The sequence below is a fragment of the Bradyrhizobium sp. B117 genome, from assembly GCF_038969555.1.
Taxonomy (GTDB): Bacteria; Pseudomonadota; Alphaproteobacteria; order Rhizobiales; family Xanthobacteraceae; genus Bradyrhizobium.
Map to the genome: position 1 here is coordinate 4,951,943 of NZ_CP152414.1, position 20,096 is coordinate 4,972,038.

The following is a 20,096-nucleotide window of genomic DNA, read 5'->3' on the forward strand; positions in this document are numbered from 1 at the left end:
GCTGTGCTCCTGGCGGTCAACCAGCTCCTGACGGAGGTTCGGCTGCAGCGCTTGTCGGGCGTGCCCGGGCGCGACCGGCGCACGGCGGCCGAGCGGCTCTTAGCGGAAGCCGCCCCGCTGATACAGCGTACTATCAAAGCTGCTTCCCTGGTGGAATTGTCCGACACTTGGCTCGATGATGACCCTGCCAAGGCGCGATGCTTTGCCGTGCAGGCGCGCGAGCTGGCGGACGAGACGACTGCGCCGAATGTTGTTGCGCTCTCGCTGGCGATCGAGGCGGACGCAGTCTTGAAGCGCGACAAGCCCCAGCCGGAATGCGCCTACGAGCTGACGCAGCGCGCGATCAAGCTGGCCCGATTGCATCGCGAACGAACGACCGATCCCATTCTCCGGGCGACCGCCATGCGGGATCGCATTCGCGTCTTCGAGAGCGCGACCTCGGCGGCCTTGGCCGCTGGACGTCTGGCGTGTGCGCTGGAGGCGGCGGAGAACCAGCGGCCTGCGCTGCCGGGTGAACCGCCATTGGACTTGAAGCTGGTTCAGGAGGCGCTGGAGATTGGCGAGCTCGCCATTGTCTACACCTGGCTGGGAGCCGGCCGGCTTCTGGTCGCGACCGTCGAGCGAAATTCGTTGCAGTCGGTGCCGGTGACGGTCGATCCAGACGCCTTGCGCATTCTGGAGTCGTTCTCGGCTCATCTTCGAAACGGCGGGATCGGAGGCTGGACCTTTACACAGAAGGATGCTGAGGCACTCGACGTCCTGTGCCCGATTCTGCTGCCCGCCCTGGTGACGTCGCGACTGACGAACGCCCGGAAGCTTTTCATCCTTCCGCATCGGTCGCTCCATGCGATTCCCTTCAGCATGCTCAGGTTCGAGGGAAAACGGCTCGGGCTACGCTTTCCATGGACAACGATCCCAAATCTCGGGGCCATCCATCGTCGCATACCGGTCGCCGACGGGCGAGGCGTGCTTGCTGCGGGCATCGACTATTATCTCGACGTCGAACCCACCGAGGGATTTGACGCCATTGCCGAAGAGATCGTTGCGAGGCACGAGGCTCGAGGACTTCCGGCCAGCCGGCTCACGGAGCCGGGCGTCTGCAATGTATTCGCCCGGATGCTGGCCGCTGGTGAGCTCGACCATGCCGCATTCTTGCTGCTGGCTTGCCACGGCACGTCGGCGCAGGGCGACGTCCCTGGAGAGTCGTTCCTGCAACTGGGGGCGGAGCGGCTGACTGCAGACATGATCTCCAACTCTCGCGTTCCCGCCGACCTCGTCGTACTCGTCGCCTGCTGTTCCGGGCAACGAGCCGTCGGCGGGATGGGGATTCAATTTTGGCCCGGGGACGATCTGTTTGGACTCCAGGCCGCCTTTCGCGCCGCCGGCGCGCGCCAGGTCATCGGCTCGCTCTGGAATGCCGAGGTCGGCGCCGCCAAGACGATGGCAGGGCTTGTCTACGATGCCTGGGTCAATGGGGCGGATGCCGCTGCCAGCATCCAAATAGCCGCGCTGGAACTCTACAAGGACGTCTTGCACCGCACCCAATACGACTGGGCGCCGTTCACGGCGATGCAGTTCGGCATGAAAGCATAGCGAGCGGAGGTTGCAATGAGTTTGCAGATATTCGTCGAGATCAACAGGGACCAGGACCCCAAAGTCGCTGCGAAACACAAGGACGAGGTCGCTGCGTTGGCGCGCACGAATCTCGGGGATGTGAAAGGCGTTGCGATCGACGGCATGGCCGTGCGCTCGCAGGCAAATCTCGATCCCGCGGCGGTCGCCAACCTTGCAGTCCTGCTGACCGCCATGACCGGTGCGGTCGGCGCCGGAACGACGCTTCTAGTTGCCTTGCGCAAAATGGTCACGGAAGGCGGAGCCTTGATCCGGGCCATCAAGGTGGAGATCGCCGGGACGATGCGTTCGCTGGAGAGCGTTACGCCGGAGGAGATCGACAAGGAATTGCGCGCGCCCCTCAGGGATTGAAAGTTCGAGGGGCCAAAGGTCACCGCCATTCATTGCGCCTCGATGATGGGAGGGTCCCATTTTCGGAATTCTCAGCAAGCTCTTCCAGCCGAAGAATCCGTACCAGGGGTTCCTGGGAAAGGTCTGGGACATCTGGATGCTCAGGCAGAATGTAGGCCACGCGGTCCTGTTGGCGCGGTGGTCGTGGCGGAAGCTGCCCGTGGAGATTATTGAACAGGCCGCGCGGATAAAACAGCAGACCGATGCCGCCAACCGACGATCGCAGATAGATGCCCAGGTGGCCCTCCAGCTTGGCTCCCTTGGAATATCTCCCGGCTTCAGCGGCGGCGGGGTCCTGGGCTTCAATCCGCATCAAGCCATGTTCATCTCTGTGATGGCCATGATCCGCTACCACAATGGCGATCCGCCGTATGGATCAGCCGACGCGATCGCGGTGGCAGAGCCCGTCCTGACGCGGCAGAGGCAACCGCACGATGCGCTGATTGCCGCCGCGCCTCCGGAGGCGCGGCAACTGTACCCAATATTGCTTCCCGTCGTCAGACAGTTCGGCTTCGAAAAACTGTTTCTCGTCGCGTCCTACGTGCAGGCCGCCTTTGCGCTCCCGCGCGAGCGCATTATCCATCTCTTGCCCGACGCCGATCGCCTGCAAGTTCAGGCGCTTTATGACGTCATACAGAACGTGCCCTTGAACCAATCGGATCGGGCGAAGATGTGCGCCGCGCTGCTCTGGCTTGTTGCTGAGCTGATCGAGAAAGGCGCTATTGCAAATTTCGGCATGACCAAAGAGCAGATTGTGCAGCGACTGCCCTACGACGATGTGATCCATCGGCTCTTCGAGCTTGGCTGGTTAACAAACGAGCCGTGAATCAAGCGCATTTAGCGGACGAGCACGGCACCTGGACACCGAACGTCTTCAGCCTCGGTGCAGCATTCCAGAGATGCGATGGGCGCGATGATGGAGGAGCTGCCTCGTCCAGGCCCTGCGCTTGAACGACCGGCCGATGATGACATCATGCTCCTGTGTTGCCCGACGAGTCAAATTTCGGCGCGGGCCGCACTCACGCACGCGCGGCTTTGACAAGCGGCTGAATTCCCTCGCAGTTTCTACTGTGCATGGGGTTGTTTTCGCACTTTTGTTTGGGCGGCAGTCTATTCCGCCGCTTTTTCTCGCAAGCGCTGCGCATAGACGTTGATGACCAGCGCCGCCAGCAGGATCAGGCCGCGGATCAGGATCTTCAGGAAGCTGTCGATGTTGACGTGGTCGAGGCCGTTATTCAGGACACCGAGAACGAAAAGTCCGACGATGGTGTTGCCGATGCCGCCGCGGCCGCCGAACAGGCTGGTGCCGCCGACGACGACCGCAGCGATGGAGTCGAGCAGGTACGTGTCGAACTCGTTCTGCTGCGCGCTACCGAAATGGGCGACCCCGAGCATGCCGCCGATGCCGGAGCACACCGCCGAGATCACCATGACGCTGCCTAAGATGAGCTTGACGTTGAGGCCGGCATATTCGGCCGCCTCGCGGTTTCCCCCGACCATGTAGACGTAGCGGCCGAAGCGCGTGTAGGTCAGCACGAGGTGGCCGCCGAGCAGCATGATGGCGGCGACGATGACGATCCAGGGGATGCCGCCGACCGAGCCCGAGCCGAGCGTCGTGATCAGGCTGGGCACCTTGTAGGCAATCTGTCCGCGCACCAGCAGCGCCGAGATGCCGGCCGCGATCTGCATCATCGCCAGCGTCATGATGAAGGAGGGGATGCCGATCACGGTCAGCCCCAGCGCATTGACGAGACCGAGCAATCCGCAGAGCAGGATCGAGAGAATGATCGCGACCGCGCCGGGCAGGGGGATGTTGGCGATGTTGACGTAGGACTCCTGCAGCGTGAAGTAGGCGACCGCGATGCCGGTGACGTTGGCGATGCTGGCGATCGACAGGTCGATCTCCGCGCACAGGATCACGAAGGTGAGGCCGACGGCGATGATGCCGGTCACCGACACCTGCGTCAGGATGTTGCCGAGATTGTCGAGCGTGGCGAAGGAGGGGCTGGCGAAGGCGAAGAAGGCGGACAGGAAGATCAGCGTCAGGAACGGCGCGATGTTGCGCATCTGCGAGCGCAGGAACGGCGCAACGCCCCGTGCCCGCTGCCCCGCCGCCAAAGCCGTCTCACTGCTCATGTGCTTCTCCGTCACGCCGCTTCCAGCAGGCGGTCCTTGCTGACCGGCTCGTTCCTGAACTCCCGCACCACCGCGCCGCGCTTCAGCACAAGGATGCGGTCGGCCAGCGACAGCACCGTCTCCGGCTCGGTCGACAGCACGATGATCGCAAGCCCCCTGGCGCGGAGGTCGCGGACGATGTTGATGACGTCGTTCTTGGCGCCGACATCCATGCCGCGGGTCGGCTCGCAGAGGACGAGGAGCTTGGGCGGGTAGGTCAGCCATTTGGCCAGCGCAACCTTCTGCTGGTTGCCGCCGGAGAGCATGCCGAGGTCGAGGCCGACCACCGGCGGCCTGATCTGCAGCTGCTCGACCTGGCGCTTGGCGATATCGCGTTCCTGCGCCGGCTTGAGCAGCAGGGACGAGATGCGGTCCAAAATGCTGATCGAGATGTTCTTGTAGACCGGCTCCTGGTGGAACAGCATGTCGCGGCGGCTCTCCGGCACCAGCGCGACCCCGGCGCGCCGTGCCGCCGCCGTGCTGGCAAAGATCTTGGGCGTGCCGTCGACGACAAGCGTACCGCTGTCCGGCTTCAGTTTGCCGAACAGGATGCGCGACAGCTCCTGCTGGCCGCAGCCCATGAAGCCGTAGATGCCGAGCACCTCGCCGGCGCGGGCCTCGAAGGAGATATCCTTCAGGCTGCGCGCCAGCGAGAGCTGGTCGACCTTCAGCACCACCGGGCTGCCGCTCGGCTGCGGCAGCATCAAATCGTCGGTGTAGCTGTGCTCGAGCGCCTCGCCGCCGCGCCCGATCATGGCCTCGATCAGCGCGCCCTTGCTGGTCGCGGCGCTCGCTGTCTCCGCGACCTTCCGTCCGTTGCGGAACACGGTGACCGTGTCGGACACGCGAAGGATGTCCTCGATGAAATGCGAGATGAAGACGATTGCAGTGCCTTCCTCGCGCAGGCGCCTGAGGGTTGCGAACAGGCGCTCGACCTCGGGCGGGGAGAGGGCGGAGGTCGGCTCGTCCAGGATGACGATGCGGGCGCCGGAGAACAGCACGCGCGCGATCTCGATCAGCTGCTGCAGCCCGATCGGGAGATCGCCGAGCCTCGTCATCGGATCGACGTCGATGCCGAAGCGGGCGAGCTGCTCGCCGGCCTCGCGCGCCATCCGCCGCCATTGCACCAGGCCAAGGGCGTTGGTCGGCTGGTTGCCGAGGAAGACGTTCTCGGCAACCGTGAGGTCGGGCGCGACCGAGAGCTCCTGATGCACCATGGCGATGCCGGCGGCATGCGCATCGCGGGCCGAGCGGAAATGAGCCTCGGTCCCGTCGATCAGGAAGCGGCCGGAGAACTCGCTGTGCACGCCGGCGATGATCTTCATCAGCGTGCTTTTCCCCGCGCCGTTCTCGCCGACGAGACCGTGGATCTCGCCGGGAAGAAGCGCAAAATCGACACCACGAAGTGCCTCGACGCCGCCGAAGCTCTTCGTGATGCCCTGCAGTTCCAGGATGGGCGAACGACCCGCTGACATGGAAGTTCAGATCAGGAAGTGATCCTGCATCCACTGCATCCCCGCCGCGTTGGCCTTGGTCACCACAGGGCCGTCGGTGACGACGTTCTTGGGAATGCCCTGGCCGCTCTTCTCGCCGCCGACCACGGCGGAGACGCCCGCGATGATGGCGCCGCCATGGATGCGGCAGGACGGATTGCGGACGGTCGCGAACATGCGGCCCTCGCTCACCGCCTGGATCGCCGGCGGCATGGCATCGACGCCGCCGATCAGGATGTTGGTGCGATTGCGGGCCTTCATGATGTTGGCCGCCGCCAGCGCCATGTCGTCATTGTGGAAGAACGCCGCGTCGATCTGCGGATACTTGGTGAGGTAGGTTTCCCAGAGGCGCGCGGTCTTGGAGACGTCCCAGTCGGCCGGCTGGGTGTCGAGCACCTCGATGTTCGGGAACTGCTTGACGACAGAGTTGAAGCCTTTCGCGCGTCCCTGCGCCCCGGTGTGACCGAGCGCGCCTTGCGTCATGATGATCTTGCCCTTGCCGCCCATGGCGTTGCACAGCGCCTGCGTCACCGAGGCGCCCATGAACTCGTTGTCGGGGGCGAGGAAGGAGTGGACGTTGATCTGGTCGAGCGGCGCAATCAGCGTGTCCATGTCGATCACGGGCGTGCCGGCGTCGATCATCTTCTGCACGGGCTGGGTGAGGGTGCCGATGCCGAAGGCCTGGATCGCGACGAAGTCCCATTTCTGCGAGGCCATGTTGTCGATCGCGGCGCGCTGCTTCACCGCGTCGAGCTGGCCGTCGAACCAGGTGACCTCGACATTGAACAGCTTGCCCCAGAATTCCGCGGCCTGCTTTCCTTGCGCGCACCAGGTGGCCTGAAGCCCCGCGTTGGAGAACGCCGCCTTCAGCGGCTTCTCGCTGCGTCCGACCTCGGCTGCCAGTGCGGGGTTTATGCCCATGCTGCCGAAGAGGGCAGCCCCGGCGCCGGCGGCCGCTGCCGCCTGAAGAAGATCGCGCCTCGTCGTCGAGAAATCTTTCGTCCCGGACATCGCTCGCTCCCATGTATTTATCGTCGGCGCGTCATTGCCTGCGCGACCGATGTCCGAAAGTCTCTCACAAGAGTTCTTGCCACTCAATCTGCAATCAGCTGCGGGATCGCGGGCTGCTCGCGTTGGTGCAGCGCAAAGCGTCAGGCGGGAGCGGTGGCGAATGTGTCGATATCTGGGAGCAGCCGGTCCCACGCCTGCGCCATGTCGGCCGACCATTCGTCGCCGAGCAGATCTCGCAGCGTGTCCCTGATGATGGTGAAGAAGGCGATCGTCAGCGCGAGCATCGATTCCATCACCAGCGCGCGGCCTTGCGCGCGGAACATCGTCCGCGTTTCCGGGTGCTGTTCGAACAGACGTTGATAGACGAGCGGCGTGAGATCGGCGCAGCGCGTTGCCGCAATCTCAAAACTCCGTTCGATCGGATCAGAGGAAGCGCTCATCAGCCTTGAGGCCACGCAGACAAAAAAAGAGCGGGGCCCTGGCCCCGCTCAAAAATTGTGTCGACCCTATTATCCCCGATCTTAAGATTTGATCTTGATTGACGGGGCGACGCTGCGTTTTGCGCGCCAGGGGCTCCTCCCGAGACTTGGACCACCAGACGTCGACCTCGCGGTCAGGCCTGAGCAAGAGGATGCTAGATCAACTTTTCTCACTTGTCATCATTTTCAGCAACGAATGTTCAAAATTCGAGCAATGAACGAAACGATCGGGCTGTTTACCTCGTAAGCATATGACAAATATAAGAAATCTGTGGATAGGGCAGGGTTTGGCCGCTGGCTCAAAAGCCGGGCGTACGGTCCCGTGGGGCGGCCGGATCACAGTTTCCGGCAAATTTGCGCTGGACCAAGAAGGCGGCGGAACTGACCTCGACTCGGCCCCCGGCCGGGTGTTTAGTTAGCGCACGAACGAACGGTTCGGTGGATGCGCGCGCGGCTGCAAAAATTCCTGCCTCTCGTCCTGCTCGCCCTGGCGATGCAGGTGCTGGCGCCGATCGCCGCGTGCTGGTCGGCCGGCCAGGCCGTGGCCGATCCGTTGTCGGCCGCCGTCATCTGCCACAGCGCAGGCGAGCAGGGCGGTGGTCTGGACGATCGGACCGGCACACCGACCGCGCATGGCGCGGCCTGCGCGCTGTGTTGCCTGGCACAGGCGGGCGCCTCGCTCGATTCGCCGCCTCAGCTCGCGCTCTCCATTCCCCTCCGCCACGCCGAGCGCGTGTCGTGGCATGCCGCCGAAGTGACCCTCGTCGCGGCCGATAAGGGCTCGAACGCCCAGGCACGGGCGCCTCCTCATCTTTCCTGACGACCCTCGTAGTCGCCGCGGTCCGTCCGCCGGCGATTGATGTTGTCGATTGGCCGGAGAGAAAGCCGGCATCAGGAATGTCCCATGTTAGTTTGTCATGCCCGTCGCGGCGTGAGCCTCGTTGCCATTCAGGCCGCGATGCTTGCGTCGTCGTGCGGGGCCTTCGCCCAGAGCCGCAACACTGAGCTTCCCGCTGTGACTGTCGAGGCGCCGCAGGCGGCTCGCGCCAAACCCGTCGTCCGGGCCTCGAAGCCGCGATCCGCTTCCGTGAGCCGCGCGCCGAGACCCATTGCGCCGAGCGCGAACGTCAGTGCACCGACTCAAAACAGGACCGTGACTGCCAGCGCAGCGCGCGATGAACTCAATCAGGCACCGGCCGGCCAGACCGCGACGACCATCGATCGCAGCCAGTTCGACAATCGTCCCGCATTCTCGGTCAACGACGTCCTGCGCGACAGCCCGGGCATTTCGATCAAGCAGGGGAATGGCCCGCGCGATTTCGGCATCTCGATTCGCGGATCCAACGCGAGGAACGGTTTTGCCATTCGCAACCTCGTGATCTTCGACGACGGCTTTCCGGTAACGCAGCCGGACGGCCTGTCGCGGAGCGACCTGATCGACCCGCGCGCCTATAGCGCGATCGACGTCGTCCGAGGTCCCTCATCGGCGCTCTACGGCAACTACGCGACTGGCGGAGCACTCAATTTTCGGACGCGGCCGGGCGGCACGATCGACGGCGTCGAATATGGCGTCGACGGCGGCAGCTACGGCTATCTCAACAATTACCTTGCCGCAGGCAAGAAGGTCGGGAATTTCGAGGGCTCGCTGTTCGCGAGCGACACGCGGGGCGACGGCTATATCGGCAACAGCTGGTTCAACACGCAGACCGTCAACTTCCTCGGCACGCTCAAGGCGACGCCTGACGATCGCTTCACGGTCAAGATCATCAACAACGACCTCAGCGCGCGGCTGCCGATCCGGCAGTCGCTGAACCAGTACTATCAAAACCCCTTCCAGCAGGGCTGCGCGACTGGCCTCACGGCCGCGGCCGGATGCGGCACGGTCACGCTCTTCAACAACGGTTTTAATACGGCGGCAGGCACCGACAAGGAAACGGCTGTGCAGGCCGGGCTCGGCCGCAATGATCGCCGCACCATCGTCGGTGGTCGCTGGGAGCACGATTTCGACAACACCACGACCTGGCGCAATCAGTTCGTCTTTGACGACAGGAACATCAACCAGCCGACCGGCGCGACCAGCGCCATCGGAGATTTTCCCTCGTACAATTTCATGAGCGACGTCACCAGGCGAGGCGAGATTGTCGGCCTCGAATCCACAACGTTCTTCGGTGCCTTTTACAACACCCTGACGGCCTCGAGCGATACGTGGAACGTGATGCCGGGAGGAAATGCGACGCTCGGCAGATTGTCGAGCAATCTCTACAGCGAGACCACCAACTATGGTGTTCGTGCCAGGGAAGAGCTCAAGCTCACTGCGGCACTGACGGCGGTCGCGGGCATCGGTTGGGAGACGACCCTCTTGAAGGGTATCAATACGGCATACACATATGCCGGCCCCACGGGAGTTACCACCACAACCCTCACGACGGCGGATCGGCAGTTTCAGAATGCCGCGCCGGAGTTGGCGCTCCTCTACAACCTCAACAACGAGTGGCTGTTTCGCGGACGGGTCGCCACGGGATACGGCACCCCGCAGGTCTCCAATCTGTTTGTTCTTCCGACGGGCTTGTCGGGCAACAATACCCAGCTTCAAACTCAGAAGAATCTTGGCTACGACCTCGGGTTCGATTGGACGCCCAACAATACGCTCAAGCTCAGCGCGACCGGCTTCTACGAATTCTTCCGCAACGAGATCGTCAGTCAGGCGACTCCGATCAACGGCATATCGTATTCGTTCAACGCCCCGCGATCGGAGCATCGCGGCGTCGAGCTTGCTGCCGATTGGAAGTTCTATCCGGGTTGGCGGTTCATGGCGGCATACACCTATCTCGACGAAATCTACACCGAGTATGTCGAGAATATCACCAATGGCGCGGTGTTCAGCTTCAACCGGGCGGGCAACAAGATCCCCGGCATCTCGCCCAACGAGCTGACGGCCAGGGTCGGTTACGACGAGTTCGCGGGGCCTTTGGCGGGACTTGGAGGCTTCGTCGAGGTCCAGTGGAAGGACTCCTTCTACATGGACAATGCAAATCTATTGAAAGCGCCGGGCTATGAGCTGGTCAATGTGAACGTTCACTACAAGACGGATCTCGTGTCCGACACGTTCAAATCGCTGAACCTGTTCCTCGAAGTCAGGAACGTGTTCGACCGGACCTACGTTGCGTCAGCCAACAACATCGCCAACACCGTGACCGCGGCGGGCTTTCAAAATCCTGCGAGCGTCCTGGCAAATACGACCGGTTCGATCTACGCCGGCTCGCCGCGCACGTTCGTTGCAGGTATGAAGGTGGCATTCAAATGAGCCGGGCTCTCGAAGGGACCAGGAGCATGATCCGAAGTGGATTGCTTGGGTTGGCTGTCCTCGCATTCATGCAGGGTACGGCGCTCGCACAGATGCATGGTCAGCATGCGTCCGAAGCTGCTTGCGACGAGCCGGCACTGCGCTGTGCAACCAAGGTGACGCCTGCATTCGCTCCAGATGGAACGCTGTGGCTGGTCTGGATGGCGGGCGGACAGGTCTCGGTTGCCAGCTCGCAGGATGCAGGGCGGAGTTTCACGGCTCCCGTCCAGGTCACGACGAAACGGCTGAACCTCGACTGGGGCCCGGACGCGCGGCCGAAGATCGTGGTCGATCGCAAGGGTGGCATCGCGCTGGCGTTCTCGATCTTCAGGGATGAGGCCTTCAACGGCCAGGTGCTCTACACGCGCTCGGCCGATGGCGGGAAGAGCTTTGTCGAGCCGAAGCCCATCACCGCCAGCAACGAAAGCCAGCGTTTTGAGGCGCTGGCGCTCGATCAGGACGGAACGGTCTTCGCGGCATGGTTCGACAAGCGCAATCGCGTTCTCGCGAAGGAAGCGGGACAGAAGTACGAGGGGGCGGGGCTGTTCTTTGCTTCGTCCAGCGACGGCGGCACCACCTACGCCGAGGCCCGATTGGCGCGCGAAGGCACTTGCGAATGCTGTCGGTTGGGGCTGGCATTCGCGGCGCCTGGGCGACCGGCCGTGATCTTCAGGAACATTTTTGACGGCGGCGTGCGGGATCACGAGGTCATGACCTTCACCGACGTCGCGACTCCAGGCGAAATCCGCCGGGTCAGCAATGACGATTGGCAGATCAATGCCTGCCCGCATCACGGGCCGAGCCTCACGGTTGCGCCGAACGGGACCTATCACGTCGCCTGGTACACGAACGGCAGGGCGCGCAAGGGACTGTTCTACGCGCATTCGCGCGACGAAGGCCGCACGTTCTCCACGCCAATGGTGCTCGGACAGCCCGGTCGCAATCCGACGCGCCCCTACGTGCTCGCAGGTACGGCGGGAACGGTGATGGTCTGGAAGGAGTTCGATGGCGAGAAGACCTCAGTCCAGATGACGATCTCCCGAGATGACGGAGAGAGCTGGTCGCCGCCGAAGACGATATCGGATACGACAGACACCTCCGACCACCCCTTGCTGGTGTCCAATGGCCGGCAGGTCTACCTGTCATGGATGACGAAGGCGGAAGGCTATCGGCTTACAGCGATCGAGGATCAACCATGACATATCGATTTGCCGGCATTCTGGGCCTGGGGATCCTGGTCGCGTCAGCCGCTACGCTCGTGGCGGCGCCGGCCCTCAAACCGTTCGAGCGCGGTACCTGGCAAAGCGTGCTCAAGGGCCATGCCGGGCGCCCGACGCTGGTGCATTTCTGGGGCGTGACTTGCGGGCCCTGCAAGGTCGAGCTGCCGGAGCTCGGGCGATTTGCAAAGGACCATCCCGGGATCGACGTGGTCACGATCAGCGCCGATCTCGTACCGAATCTGCCGGCGGCGACACAGTCGATGCTCGACAAAGCGGGGCTATCGTCGACCGAGAATTTCATCTTCAGCGACGGCTTCGTCGAGCGCTTGCGGTTCGAGATTGATCCTGCCTGGCAGGGCGATATCCCTCGGACAATGCTCATCTCGCGGGACGGGACCATCACGACGATCGAGGGCTCGGCCGAGATGGCCGATCTCGAAAAATGGTCGGGCCAACAGCTCGGCACACACTGAAATTCAATCTGCAAACGGGAAGACCAATATGAAGACGATGTTGAAAGATGTGATGCTCGCGGCGTTCGCACTCGTTCTTTGCGCGGCGCCTGCGGCGGCCGAGGACGTCAAGGCCGGTGATCTCGTCATCTCGCAGGCGTGGAGCCGGGCGACGCCGGGCGGTGCCAAGGTCGCGGGCGGCTACCTGACGATCGAGAACAAGGGAACGACGGCCGACAAGCTGGTCAGCGTGTCCGCCGATATCGCAGGCAAGGCTGAGGTCCATGAGATGGCGATGGACAATGGCGTGATGAAGATGCGTCCGCTCGACAAGGGGCTCGTGATCGATGCCGGCAAGACGGTGAAGCTCGCCCCCGGGGGCTATCATTTGATGCTTCAGGAGCTGAAAGGGCCGTTCAAGCAGGGCGACAAGGTGCCGCTGACGCTGGAGTTCGAGAAGGCGGGCAAGGTCGCGGTCTCGCTCGAGGTGCAGGGCGTCGGCGCGCAGGCGCCCGGCGATGCCGGCCATTCCGGCCATGAGATGAAGAAAATGCCGGATCATTCGGGAATGAAGATGTGATGAGACTGATCATGCTTCCCATGACCTCGCGTCGGAAGCTTGCGGGCCTTGGGCTCGCGATGGCTGCGTTGTTGTGGGTCGCCACGCCTCTTGCGGCGGCGACCGACGACGACAACTTCTTCACCCATCTGCACACCGCGAAGGCCATGGCCAATGTCACGGTCTCGCCAGGCCGCGCCGGGCCGGTCGAGATCGCGATCCAGCTCGAAACGACGGACGAGACGCCGCTCTCGGCGAAGGCCGTGTCGGTGACGCTCGTGGATACGCAGTCCGGCCGGAAGCTCGCGCCGGTCGAGGCGTCGCGCGACGGTGAAGACAGCTGGCATGTGAAGCTGGCGCAGTTGACGCCCGGACGCTGGATGCTGGGTCTCGGAATCTCGATTTCCGACGCGGACCATGTCAGCGTTGAATCGCCGATCCTGATCAAATGACCACGCCGAAGGGACCGAACATGTCGAAGCGATCCTGTCTGATCCTGATGGCCGCGCTCACGGCGACACCCGCGGCGGCGCATATCACGCTTGAAACCAAGCAGGCCACGGTCGGCGCATCCTACAAAGCCGTGTTCGCCGTGCCACACGGCTGCGCGGGCTCGCCGACGGTGAAGATCCGCGTGCAGATCCCGGAAGGGGTAATTGCGGTGAAGCCGATGCCGAAAGCGGGCTGGAGTGTCGATGTCGTCGAGGGCAAGTATGCCGGGGAGTACGACTATCACGGCAGCAAGCTCTCCTCAGGCGTCAAGGAGGTGGCGTGGTCCGGCGGCAAGCTGCCGGACAAGCACTATGACGAGTTCGTCATGCATACGGTCCTGACCGATACGCTCAAGCCGAACACGACACTGTATTTCCCGGTCGTCCAAGAATGCGAGACCGGCGTCAGCCGCTGGATCGAGATTCCCGCGGAAGGAGTAGGGCATTCGCATGAGGGCAAGTCACCGGCGCCTGGTGTGAAGCTGCTGCCAAAAACCTGATGCGCCTCTTCGCCGCGCTCGCGATACTGCTGCTCATTGTCGGCTTCGCGACCGGGGCGTCGGCGCATGCGGCGCTCGTCTCGGTCGAGCCGGCGAGCGGCAGCATGCTTGCGAGCGCGCCGAAAGCGGTGGAGCTGCGCTTCAACGAGGTGGTGACGCCGGGCGCGATCCAGCTGATCGACGGCGCGGGCAGGGCGCGGGACGATGCGCGCGTCAATGCATCAGGCGAGACCGTCTCGGTCGCGATGCCGCCGGACCTGCCGCAGGGAACGGCCGTGGTGAGCTACCGCGTGATCTCGCAGGACGGCCACCCGGTCTCGGGATCGGTGATCTTTTCGGTCGGCATGCCGACGGCGACAAAGCCTCCGGTCACCGTGGATGGCGCCTTGAACGCGCTGATCTGGCTGGCGCGGGTCGGTCTTTACCTTGGGCTGTTCGTCGGTGTCGGCGGCGTGTTCTTCGCGCGCTGGATTGCGTTGTTGATGATCGGCATGACCGTTCCGCGCGTCGCGCTCGCCATCGGCCTTGTGAGCGCGATTGCGTCCCTTGGCGCGTTGGGCCTCGATCTGCTCGGCCTGCCGCTGGCAGCGCTTGCGACGGCCGCTCCCTGGAAGGTCGCATTCGCGACCAGCGCCGGCCCCGCGCTACTGGTTGCCTTCGCAGCGATGCTGCTCGCGATGACCGCGCTGCGCCGCGCATGGCATGCGCGCGCACTTGCGATCATCGCGTTCATCGGCGTCGGTCTGTCGCTCGCCATGACCGGGCACGCTGCAACGGCCCCACCGGAGGCGTTGACCCGGCCGGCGATCTTTCTCCATGGCCTCGGCGTCACCATCTGGATCGGTGCTCTCGCGCCGCTCGTCGCGCTGATGTCGAAGCCGGCGACTGCGTCGCTCCCCGTCGTGAACCGGTTCTCCCGCCTTGCTGCGCTGGCGGTCGGCGTGTTGGCCTTGACCGGCCTCGCGCTTGCGATCGTTCAGCTTGAAAAGCCGGCAGCGCTGGTCGAGACCCGCTACGGACTCATCCTCTCGATCAAGCTTGTATTCGTCACGGGATTGCTGGCGCTCGCCGCGCTCAATCGGTTCCGGCTGACGCCGGCCCTGGCCCAGGACGAGACATCGACGCCTGCGCTCAAGCGCTCGATCCTGCTCGAATGCTCCATCGCGGTCGCCATTTTCGCCACCGTCGCCGGCTGGCGCTTCACGCCGCCGCCGCGGACCATCATTCCGGACACGCCCCTGGCGATCCACATCCACAGCGACAAGGCAATGTTCCAGGTGCTGGTCTCGCCAGGCAAGGCAGGTCTCGACGATTTCGTGCTTCAGCTCATGACCGGCGAGGCGACGCCGCTTGCGGCCAAGGATGCGACCTTGACTCTGAGCCTGCCGGAGCGCGGCATCGAGCCGATGGAACGCAATGCCGAGCTCGGACCGGATGGCTATTGGCACGTGCGCAAGGTCGAGCTGCCGTTTGCCGGCCGCTGGCATGTGCGGATCGATGCGCTGGTGACCGATTTCGAGAAGATCACGCTCGAGGACGATCTCGAGGTGGCGCCGCCCTAGGCGAGGAAGTTCAAGTCGAACCTGAAGGCAACGGAAAAATGACAGGAATTTCGCCGCGTTAGCGGCTTTTCCTCATTCCCGGCCTTGTGTTTTCGCTCCCAATCCGCTTTCACTGCAAGCCCTTACTGATTCCTCGAGTATTGCCATGCGGTTGTCGCGGTTCTTTCTGCCCATCCTGAAGGAAAATCCGAAAGAGGCGGAAATCGTCTCGCATCGGCTGATGCTGCGCGCCGGCATGATCCGGCAGGAAGCGGCCGGCATCTATGCCTGGCTGCCGCTCGGCTTCCGCGTGCTGAAGAAGATCGAGCAGATCGTGCGCGAGGAGCAGGACCGCTCCGGCGCGCTGGAACTGCTGATGCCGACGCTCCAGCTCGCCGATCTCTGGCGCGAGAGCGGCCGCTACGACGCCTATGGCCCGGAGATGCTGCGCATCGCCGATCGCCACAAGCGCGAGCTCTTGTACGGGCCAACCAACGAGGAAATGATCACCGAGATCTTCCGCGCCTACGTGAAGTCGTACAAGAACCTGCCGCTGAATCTCTATCATATTCAATGGAAATTCCGCGACGAGCAGCGTCCGCGCTTCGGCGTGATGCGCGGCCGCGAGTTCCTGATGAAGGACGCCTATTCGTTCGATCTCAACGAGGCCGCTGCGCGCGTCGCCTACAACAAGATGTTCGTCGCCTATTTGCGCACCTTCGCGCGGATGGGACTGAAGGCGATCCCGATGCGCGCCGAGACCGGCCCGATCGGCGGTGATCTCAGTCACGAATTCATCGTGCTTGCGGAGACCGGCGAATCCGGCGTGTTCATCAATCGCGACGTGCTGGACCTGCCGGTGCCGGGTGAGGACGTCGACTATGACAGCGATCTGACCCCGATCATCAAGCAGTGGACTTCGGTCTACGCCGCGACGGAGGATGTCCACGATGCCGCGCGGTTCGAGCAGGAAGTGCCGGCGGAGAAGCGGGTGAACACCCGCGGCATCGAGGTTGGCCAGATCTTCTATTTCGGCACCAAGTACTCCGAGCCGATGAAGGCAATGGTGGCCGGCCCCGATGGCGTCGACGTGCCGATCCATGGCGGCTCCTACGGCGTCGGCGTCTCGCGCCTGCTTGGTGCCATCATCGAGGCCTGCCATGACGAGGCCGGCATCAAATGGCCGGAGGCGGTGGCGCCGTTCCGCGTAGCGATCCTCAACCTCAAGCAGGGCGATGCCGCGGTCGATGCGGCCTGCGAGAAACTCTATGCGGAGCTCACCGCCAAGGGTGTCGACGTGCTCTACGACGACACCGACCAGCGCGCCGGCGCCAAATTCGCCGCAGCCGACCTGATCGGCATCCCCTGGCAGATCATGATCGGGCCGAAGGGCCTCGCCGACGGCAAGGTCGAGATCAAGAGGCGCAGTGACGGCTCCCGCGAGACGATGTCGCCTGCGGACGCGGTCGCCCGCCTGGTCGGCTGAATATTGTTCATCGCCCGAGATCGCGGCCGCCAATCCGGCCACAATTGACCCCGAATCATGGGATTATCGAGCGATGGATGAGACCATGACCGAAACCGTTCAAACCGCGCCTTTCGCGCCATTCGAGTGGATGCTGTCGGCGCGCTATTTGCGGGCGCGCCGCAAGGAGGGATTCATCTCGGTCATCGCCGGGTTCTCCTTCCTCGGCATCATGCTCGGCGTGGCGACGCTGATCATCGTCATGGCCGTGATGAACGGCTTCCGCAAGGAGCTGCTCGACAAGATCCTCGGCCTCAACGGCCACATCCTGGTGCAGCCGCTGGAATCGCCGCTCACAGACTGGAAGGACGTCGCCGACCGCATCAGCCAGGTCCAGGGCATCCGGCTCGCCGCGCCCGTGGTCGACGGCCAGGCGCTGGCGTCATCGCCGTGGAACGCCTCGGGCGTGCTGGTGCGCGGCATCCGCTCCGACGACCTCAACAACCTCACCTCGATCGCCAAGAACATCAAGCAGGGCTCGCTCGAGGGCTTTGACGAAGGGCAGGGCGTTGCGATCGGCCGGCGGCTCGCCGACCAGCTGTCGCTGCACGCCGGCGACAGCGTGACGCTGGTGGCGCCGAAGGGCGCGGTCACGCCGATGGGCACGACGCCGCGCATCAAGCCATACAAGATCGTCGCCGTGTTCGAGATCGGCATGTCCGAATACGATCTCGGCTTCGTGTTCATGCCGCTGGCGGAAGCGCAGGCCTATTTCAACCGCAGCAGCGACGTCACCTCGATCGAGGTGTTCACCACCAACCCCGACAAGATCGACGCCTTCCGCACGGCGGTGACGGAAGCCGCGGGCCGACCGGTGTTCCTGGTCGACTGGCGGCAGCGCAACTCGACCTTCTTCAATGCGCTCCAGGTCGAGCGCAACGTGATGTTCCTGATCCTGACCATGATCGTGCTGGTCGCAGCGCTCAACATCGTCTCCGGCCTGATCATGCTGGTGAAGGACAAGGGCAGCGACATCGCGATCCTGCGCACGATGGGGGCCTCGCAAGGCTCGATCATGCGCATCTTCCTGATCACGGGCGCCTCGATCGGCGTGGTCGGCACGCTGGTCGGCTTCTTCGTCGGCCTCGTGATCTGCCTCAACATCGAATCGATCAGGCAATTCCTGTCGTGGCTGACCTCGACCGAGCTGTTCTCGCCGGAGCTCTACTTCCTGTCGAAGCTGCCCGCCGAGATCGACATCGGCGAGACCACGGCGGTCGTCATCATGGCGCTGACGCTGTCGTTTCTGGCGACGCTCTACCCGTCCTGGCGCGCCGCGCGCCTCGATCCCGTCGAAGCGCTCCGGTACGAGTGAGGGGCTGATGGAGCAGCAGGGGGCTGAAGATGTACCGGTCATTTATCTCCACGAGATAAAGCGGCAGTACTTGCAGGGCGAGGTGCCGCTGACGATCCTCGACGGCGCCAAGCTCGCGCTGTGGCCGGGCCAGTCCGTTGCGCTGGTGGCGCCCTCGGGCTCCGGCAAGTCGACGCTGCTGCACATCGCGGGGCTGCTCGAAGCCCCGGATTCCGGCGAGGTCTATGTCAACGGCGCGCCGACCTCGCAACTGCCCGACATCGAGCGCACCCAGCTGCGCCGCACCGACATCGGCTTCGTCTACCAGTCGCACCGGCTCTTGCCGGAGTTCTCCGCGCTGGAGAACGTGATGCTGCCGCAGATGATCCGCGGCCTGAAGAAGTCCGAGAGCGTCAAGCGCGCCAAGGAGATCCTCGGCTATCTCGGCCTCGGCGACCGCATCACCCATCGCCCGGCCGAGCTGTCGGGCGGCGAGCAGCAGCGCGTTGCGATCGCGCGCGCGGTCGCGAACGCGCCGCGCGTGCTGTTTGCGGACGAGCCGACCGGCAATCTCGACCCCGGCACCGCCGAGCACGTGTTCCAGGCTCTGATGCAGCTGGTGAAGGCGACCCGGGTCTCGATGCTGATCGCGACCCATAACATGGAGCTCGCCGGCCGCATGGACCGGCGCGTCTCGCTGTCGAACGGCCAGGTCATCGAGCTCGAATAACAAACTTACGAAAACAACCCCATGCACAGTAGCCGGACACCGCCGGCTAGACGCGGGGTGACGCATCCCAATTCCTTGACATGTCATGGAAACCCGCTGCGACGGCGCATCGCCGCAGCGGGCAGGCCGATTATGGCCTGATCACCGTCAATCTGAACGGTCCGCCGTTGGCCGCGGCATGGGCCACCGCCTCGTTGGCGTGGTCGAGGTCGAACGCCGTCGTCTGGTATTCATCGAGGCGCAGCAGCCCGGACCGCACCAGCGAGATCAGGCGGCTCGCCGCATCCGGCGGATACATCCAGACGCCGTGAATGCTGATGCAGTTGCGCATGAGCCAGGGGTAGGGCAGCTCGAGGCCCGGGCCGCCCGCCATGCCGACGCCGCCCATCAGCACGACGCGGCCACAGGCGCGCACCGTCATCATTGCCGCACGTACGACGATCGGGCTCACCGAGGGCGGCATGATGTCGAACACACAGTCGATCGGCCCTGGCGCGGCGCGCTTCATCGCTTCGCGATCGTCGTCCTCGTTGCCGGAGAGCCTGACCGGCTTCACGCGGCTGCCGAAGCGGCGGACGAGGTCGGCGAGGATCTCTTCGTTGCGGCCCGGCGTCACCACGCAGGCTGCGCCCATCGCGAGCGCGACCGAGACGGCGGCGCTGCCGAAATTGCCGGTGGCCCCGCTGACCAGCACGGTCTCGCCTGCTTGCAGGTTGGCGGCAAGGAAGCCGCCATAGGGCACCAGCAGCGTCCCCAGCGCGCACCATTGCGTGGCTTCCTCCGACGTGATCGCGCCGAGGCGTTTGACGTTCTCGGTCGGCACCCGCATCTGCTCGGCGAACGAGCCGTGGCGAAAATGCCGTTGCAGGCGCATGCCACCGGGGCCGGCGGCCGTGAGCCCCTGCAGCGCGATGTCGGGCGCGACGGCATCATCGCGCGAGCGCACCGTCGGATCGCAGAACACCCAGTCGCCGACACTGAGCTTGGTTGCGTCCGGCCCGATCGTGCGCACCCGGCCGATGCCGCCGGGGCCCGGGATGATCGGCAGGTCGAGCGCGTAGTTGCGCGTCCCGTCGAAGACCTCGTTCATGTAGGACAGGACGCGCGTGGCGACGACGTCGACGATGACTTCGCCCGTGCCGAGCACCGGATCAGGGGCATTCTCGATCACCAGCGGCGATCCCAGGGATTTGAGTACGGCAGCTTTCATGTGTTCACCTCAAGGTCGGGTGAACCGGATATGCGCCGCCTTGGAACGGCC

At 64.0% G+C, this 20,096-nt stretch carries 19 protein-coding genes; 14 read left to right on the forward strand and 5 right to left on the reverse strand.

Features of this window, described 5'->3' with window-relative positions; translation table 11 throughout:
* Positions 1–3 precede the first annotated feature (3 nt).
* The 3 genes from AAFG16_RS24340 to AAFG16_RS24350 all read left to right on the forward strand — a co-directional run bounded on the left by AAFG16_RS24340 (position 4) and on the right by AAFG16_RS24350 (position 2,848).
* The gene (locus tag AAFG16_RS24340; protein ID WP_342740804.1) at positions 4–1,593 is read left to right on the forward strand and encodes a CHAT domain-containing protein; all 1,590 of its coding nucleotides are present in this window, start codon (positions 4–6) and stop codon (positions 1,591–1,593) included.
* A 15-nt stretch (positions 1,594–1,608) separates the two neighbouring features.
* The gene (locus AAFG16_RS24345) at positions 1,609–1,983 is read left to right on the forward strand and encodes a hypothetical protein (RefSeq protein ID WP_342740805.1); all 375 of its coding nucleotides are present in this window, start codon (positions 1,609–1,611) and stop codon (positions 1,981–1,983) included.
* A gap of 199 nt (positions 1,984–2,182) precedes the next feature.
* Complete coding sequence (locus AAFG16_RS24350; RefSeq protein ID WP_342740806.1) at positions 2,183–2,848, forward strand: hypothetical protein; 666 nt, start codon at positions 2,183–2,185, stop codon at positions 2,846–2,848.
* A 284-nt stretch (positions 2,849–3,132) separates the two neighbouring features.
* On the opposite strand, the gene AAFG16_RS24355 is transcribed toward AAFG16_RS24350, so the two are convergent.
* From AAFG16_RS24355 to AAFG16_RS24370, 4 genes are all read right to left on the reverse strand, one after another.
* Positions 3,133–4,158: an ABC transporter permease gene (locus tag AAFG16_RS24355; protein WP_342740807.1), complete on the reverse strand. Its 1,026-nt coding sequence runs from the start codon at positions 4,156–4,158 to the stop codon at positions 3,133–3,135.
* 11 nt (positions 4,159–4,169) lie between these two features.
* Positions 4,170–5,672 carry a sugar ABC transporter ATP-binding protein gene (locus AAFG16_RS24360; protein WP_342740808.1) on the reverse strand — a complete coding sequence of 501 codons (1,503 nt, stop codon included), beginning with the start codon at positions 5,670–5,672 and terminating at the stop codon, positions 4,170–4,172.
* A 6-nt stretch (positions 5,673–5,678) separates the two neighbouring features.
* On the reverse strand, positions 5,679–6,701 hold the full coding sequence (locus tag AAFG16_RS24365; RefSeq protein ID WP_235546116.1) for a sugar ABC transporter substrate-binding protein: 1,023 nt from the start codon (positions 6,699–6,701) through the stop codon (positions 5,679–5,681).
* Positions 6,702–6,841: 140 nt separating this feature from the next.
* On the reverse strand, positions 6,842–7,141 hold the full coding sequence (locus tag AAFG16_RS24370) for a globin (RefSeq protein WP_342740809.1): 300 nt from the start codon (positions 7,139–7,141) through the stop codon (positions 6,842–6,844).
* Positions 7,142–7,622: 481 nt separating this feature from the next.
* Between AAFG16_RS24370 and AAFG16_RS24375 the strand changes: the two genes are divergently transcribed.
* From AAFG16_RS24375 to AAFG16_RS24425, 11 genes are all read left to right on the forward strand, one after another.
* The gene (locus tag AAFG16_RS24375; RefSeq protein ID WP_283086706.1) at positions 7,623–8,000 is read left to right on the forward strand and encodes a DUF2946 domain-containing protein; all 378 of its coding nucleotides are present in this window, start codon (positions 7,623–7,625) and stop codon (positions 7,998–8,000) included.
* Between the two features lie 84 nt (positions 8,001–8,084).
* Entirely contained in the window at positions 8,085–10,484 is a 2,400-nt protein-coding gene (locus tag AAFG16_RS24380; RefSeq protein WP_342740810.1) for a TonB-dependent receptor, read from the forward strand.
* Between the two features lie 26 nt (positions 10,485–10,510).
* Positions 10,511–11,722 (forward strand): sialidase family protein, encoded by a 1,212-nt coding sequence (locus tag AAFG16_RS24385; RefSeq protein WP_342740811.1) that lies wholly within the window; start codon positions 10,511–10,513, stop codon positions 11,720–11,722.
* A complete protein-coding gene (locus AAFG16_RS24390) occupies positions 11,719–12,216 on the forward strand; it encodes a TlpA disulfide reductase family protein (RefSeq protein ID WP_283086709.1) in 498 nt (165 codons plus the stop codon). The genes AAFG16_RS24385 and AAFG16_RS24390 overlap by 4 nt, the downstream gene beginning before the upstream one ends.
* A 28-nt stretch (positions 12,217–12,244) precedes the next feature.
* Complete coding sequence (locus AAFG16_RS24395; RefSeq protein ID WP_342740812.1) at positions 12,245–12,775, forward strand: copper chaperone PCu(A)C; 531 nt, start codon at positions 12,245–12,247, stop codon at positions 12,773–12,775.
* On the forward strand, positions 12,775–13,206 hold the full coding sequence (locus AAFG16_RS24400; RefSeq protein ID WP_342740813.1) for a hypothetical protein: 432 nt from the start codon (positions 12,775–12,777) through the stop codon (positions 13,204–13,206). The genes AAFG16_RS24395 and AAFG16_RS24400 overlap by 1 nt, the downstream gene beginning before the upstream one ends.
* Before the next feature lie 20 nt (positions 13,207–13,226).
* Positions 13,227–13,745, forward strand: a complete 519-nt coding sequence (locus AAFG16_RS24405; protein WP_342740814.1) for a YcnI family protein — start codon at positions 13,227–13,229, stop codon at positions 13,743–13,745.
* Positions 13,745–15,307 (forward strand): CopD family protein, encoded by a 1,563-nt coding sequence (locus AAFG16_RS24410; RefSeq protein WP_342740815.1) that lies wholly within the window; start codon positions 13,745–13,747, stop codon positions 15,305–15,307. The genes AAFG16_RS24405 and AAFG16_RS24410 overlap by 1 nt, the downstream gene beginning before the upstream one ends.
* A 145-nt stretch (positions 15,308–15,452) precedes the next feature.
* The gene (gene proS / locus AAFG16_RS24415) at positions 15,453–16,772 is read left to right on the forward strand and encodes a proline--tRNA ligase (RefSeq protein ID WP_342740816.1); all 1,320 of its coding nucleotides are present in this window, start codon (positions 15,453–15,455) and stop codon (positions 16,770–16,772) included.
* A gap of 73 nt (positions 16,773–16,845) precedes the next feature.
* On the forward strand, positions 16,846–18,126 hold the full coding sequence (locus tag AAFG16_RS24420; RefSeq protein ID WP_283086715.1) for a lipoprotein-releasing ABC transporter permease subunit: 1,281 nt from the start codon (positions 16,846–16,848) through the stop codon (positions 18,124–18,126).
* A 7-nt stretch (positions 18,127–18,133) separates the two neighbouring features.
* Complete coding sequence (locus tag AAFG16_RS24425) at positions 18,134–18,835, forward strand: ABC transporter ATP-binding protein (protein WP_342740817.1); 702 nt, start codon at positions 18,134–18,136, stop codon at positions 18,833–18,835.
* A 130-nt stretch (positions 18,836–18,965) separates the two neighbouring features.
* Here the strand turns inward: AAFG16_RS24425 and AAFG16_RS24430 are convergent, their stop codons facing one another.
* Positions 18,966–20,045, reverse strand: coding sequence for a zinc-binding alcohol dehydrogenase family protein (locus AAFG16_RS24430; protein ID WP_342740818.1), 1,080 nt, complete (start codon positions 20,043–20,045; stop codon positions 18,966–18,968).
* Positions 20,046–20,096: the final 51 nt, after the last annotated feature.

Coding starts and splice junctions, on each gene's coding strand:
- AAFG16_RS24385 (WP_342740811.1), top strand. CDS start 10,511: ATGATCCGAAGTGGATTGCTTGGGTTGGCTGTCCTCGCATTCATGCAG.
- proS (WP_342740816.1), top strand. CDS start 15,453: ATGCGGTTGTCGCGGTTCTTTCTGCCCATCCTGAAGGAAAATCCGAAA.
- AAFG16_RS24375 (WP_283086706.1), top strand. CDS start 7,623: ATGCGCGCGCGGCTGCAAAAATTCCTGCCTCTCGTCCTGCTCGCCCTG.
- AAFG16_RS24365 (WP_235546116.1), bottom strand. CDS start 6,701: ATGTCCGGGACGAAAGATTTCTCGACGACGAGGCGCGATCTTCTTCAG.
- AAFG16_RS24390 (WP_283086709.1), top strand. CDS start 11,719: ATGACATATCGATTTGCCGGCATTCTGGGCCTGGGGATCCTGGTCGCG.
- AAFG16_RS24380 (WP_342740810.1), top strand. CDS start 8,085: ATGTTAGTTTGTCATGCCCGTCGCGGCGTGAGCCTCGTTGCCATTCAG.
- AAFG16_RS24355 (WP_342740807.1), bottom strand. CDS start 4,158: ATGAGCAGTGAGACGGCTTTGGCGGCGGGGCAGCGGGCACGGGGCGTT.
- AAFG16_RS24430 (WP_342740818.1), bottom strand. CDS start 20,045: ATGAAAGCTGCCGTACTCAAATCCCTGGGATCGCCGCTGGTGATCGAG.
- AAFG16_RS24360 (WP_342740808.1), bottom strand. CDS start 5,672: ATGTCAGCGGGTCGTTCGCCCATCCTGGAACTGCAGGGCATCACGAAG.
- AAFG16_RS24345 (WP_342740805.1), top strand. CDS start 1,609: ATGAGTTTGCAGATATTCGTCGAGATCAACAGGGACCAGGACCCCAAA.
- AAFG16_RS24400 (WP_342740813.1), top strand. CDS start 12,775: ATGAGACTGATCATGCTTCCCATGACCTCGCGTCGGAAGCTTGCGGGC.
- AAFG16_RS24370 (WP_342740809.1), bottom strand. CDS start 7,141: ATGAGCGCTTCCTCTGATCCGATCGAACGGAGTTTTGAGATTGCGGCA.
- AAFG16_RS24420 (WP_283086715.1), top strand. CDS start 16,846: ATGGATGAGACCATGACCGAAACCGTTCAAACCGCGCCTTTCGCGCCA.
- AAFG16_RS24410 (WP_342740815.1), top strand. CDS start 13,745: ATGCGCCTCTTCGCCGCGCTCGCGATACTGCTGCTCATTGTCGGCTTC.
- AAFG16_RS24395 (WP_342740812.1), top strand. CDS start 12,245: ATGAAGACGATGTTGAAAGATGTGATGCTCGCGGCGTTCGCACTCGTT.
- AAFG16_RS24405 (WP_342740814.1), top strand. CDS start 13,227: ATGTCGAAGCGATCCTGTCTGATCCTGATGGCCGCGCTCACGGCGACA.
- AAFG16_RS24425 (WP_342740817.1), top strand. CDS start 18,134: ATGGAGCAGCAGGGGGCTGAAGATGTACCGGTCATTTATCTCCACGAG.